The sequence below is a fragment of the Vibrio sp. Vb0349 genome (assembly GCF_033338975.1).
In genome coordinates this window covers 1-1,001 of sequence record NZ_JAWOTS010000494.1, presented here as the reverse complement: position 1 = coordinate 1,001, position 1,001 = coordinate 1, and the positions used below count along the sequence as shown (strand labels likewise).

1 protein-coding gene and 1 pseudogene are annotated in these 1,001 nt (G+C 49.6%); both read left to right on the top strand.

The features are described from left to right. Window positions 1-343: ATP-binding cassette domain-containing protein (locus R7Q47_RS26860; RefSeq protein ID WP_318090389.1), on the top strand; the 343-nt coding region annotated here is incomplete at its 5' end. Then, a pseudogene (locus tag R7Q47_RS26935) lies at window positions 340-1,001 on the top strand (MFS transporter); the annotation flags it as partial. The gene R7Q47_RS26860 and the pseudogene R7Q47_RS26935, both read left to right, overlap by 4 nt.

Below are 1,001 nucleotides of genomic sequence, written 5' to 3'. Positions count from 1 at the left end.
CGATTCTTCAATCAATAGTAAATCGGCTCGTAAGCTGTTAGCACGCTTCGGGATAAAGGGTGATAAAGCACAACGTCGCTTAGAGGCGTTGAGTGGTGGAGAGCAAACTCGCGTTAAGCTTTGTTGTTTAGCAACACGAGGCTGCAATGTACTCATTCTCGATGAGCCAACTACGCATCTTGATACCAGCAGTAAAGATGCGTTGAAGCAGGCGCTACAACGTTTTGCGGGCAGTGTCATCTTGGTTTCACACGAGAAGGCATTTATCCAAGATTGGCCAGACAGAATCGTCGATATCGCGACCTTAGTGGAGCTTTCGTTGCAAGCGGAGGTTGAAGCATGATTCAGTCGATAGCGTTGTTCCTTATTGCATTTCTGGTAGGTGCTGACGAATTGCTGCTTGGCTCAATTTTAGAACCTATCGGAGGTGATCTTGGTGTTCCTCCGAGCCAGGTGACACTCTTTATTACGGCGTATAGTCTAGCGATTGCGTTTTGTGCGCCTTATTTAGGGCGCTGGTCGGATCGAGTAGGGCGTCTTCGCCTTATGCTGCCGGCTTGTTTCGTTTTTGGCATCTCCTCGATTCTGACTGGCTTGGTTAGCCAGTTTGAATGGGCTTTAGTCACTCGTGTTGTTACGGGCATTGCTAGCGCAGGAATGCTGCCAATCGCATTTGCGTTGGCTGGTGTGAAAAAGGTGGGCGCTCGATGCGGCAGATTGTGATGGTGCAAGCTGGATTGACATTAGGCATGATAACCAGCCCTGCTATCGGCGCACTGATCACACAGCTCTTATCATGGAGAGCAGCTTTTATCATTTTAGGGATGGCGGCACTTGCTGTTGGGGCCTTAGTTTGGGGATGCATGAGAGAGCCTCACGATCAGAACGAGCGGTTAATGACATTACCTCCCGTTATAGAGGCATTTCGCCTTCCTGGAGCGTTGGGTGCGATTGCGGCTATGTGTTTTGGCTTAGGTGGTGGTATTGGTGTGTTCAATCTC